The organism is Rhizobacter sp. P2_H2, assembly GCF_056403375.1.
Genome location: NZ_JBFUFP010001378.1, coordinates 1 through 1,191, shown reverse-complemented (window position 1 = coordinate 1,191; position 1,191 = coordinate 1). Strand labels below are relative to the sequence as shown.

2 protein-coding genes are annotated in these 1,191 nt (G+C 66.3%); both read right to left on the bottom strand.

Annotated elements, in window-relative coordinates:
- Positions 1–272, bottom strand: a 272-nt coding sequence (locus AC1D15_RS33235; protein ID WP_477829422.1) for an acyl carrier protein, incomplete at its 3' end; no start/stop codon positions are given.
- A 121-nt stretch (positions 273–393) separates the two neighbouring features.
- A partial coding sequence (locus tag AC1D15_RS33230; RefSeq protein ID WP_477829421.1) for a winged helix-turn-helix domain-containing protein occupies positions 394–1,191 on the bottom strand: 798 nt, incomplete at its 5' end.

Here is a 1,191-nt window from a genome sequence, read left to right as displayed (position 1 = left end):
GTCACGGCGACAGTCCTGGCTGCCATCCGGTCGAAAAGGTAGCGGGCGAGACTGTCGACCGTGGCGTGCTCGTACAGGATCGTCAGGTCCAGCATCAGGTCGAGGGATTCCTCGATGTGGCCGACGAAGGCGATGGCCTCGATGGACGAGAGGCCCAGGTGCTTCAACGAATGCTGCGGGCCGATGGCCAGCGCCTCGCAGCCTGCCTGCCTGGCCAGGGCCTGAATGACGCAGTCCTGCACGTCATGCAGCGAGAAACTCTTGTTCGTCATGGCGACTCCTCGTGGTTGAGACCCGGCGGGCTGGCGCTGCGGGTGTCGCAACGATAGGCCGCGAGCCGTGTCCGGAGGTCTCGTCGAGGTCACATTTGGGTTCATTCCACGTGCCGTCCGGCTATTCGCGACACAGCGCTTCGATGAGCGCGCACCAGTCGCCGAGGCTGAGCGCAGCCCAGGGCGCCGGGATGCCAATCGATCCTCGGCCGCTGTCGGGATGGGTGGAGACGACGCGATTCGACGTCACCGCGTTCAGCAGATGTTTCCCAAGATCCGTGAGCGTCGCATCGCCGCCCCGCGCGCGGCGGGTGTCTTCGTCGGCGCAGATGATCGGCTGGGCTCCCCGCTCCGGTTCGAACTGCGCCGCACAGCGGCCGGACGATGCGCGTGTTCCCGCAAGCTCCAGATGACGCTGGAGCATCTCGACCAGGGTCGACCTGCCGGCGCCGGTGCCACCGGTCTTCGGGCCCGGCCAGGACTCTCCACGCCAGCAGACGTCCACGTTCGCCACGAAGCGGTACCCGCGCTGGTTGACGGTCTGGATGAAGCGGCAGTGCTTCGCATCGTCTGCCAGCGCCGCGCGCAGTCTCGCCACGGCGCCCTTGAGCACGGACGGGCTGACGAATCGGTGGGTCCAGACGGCGTCGAGAATCTCATCGTGTGCGACCAGGCGTCCCGCGTGCGCCACCAGGTACGACAGCAACGCGAAGTTCTTCGCAGGCAAGGGAACGCGTTCTTCATCGCGCCACAGCGTGGCGTCGAGCGGATCCAGCCGGAAGGGCGGAAAGACGTACTGGCACTGCTGCAACATCGATGGGCCTCCTTCGCGCAACATCGTCGCGCGGTCTGCAAGGGGGCGCTTCCCATGAACATGGGAAATGATGCTCAGGTCTGCAGGCTCCCGCGACCTCAGGGG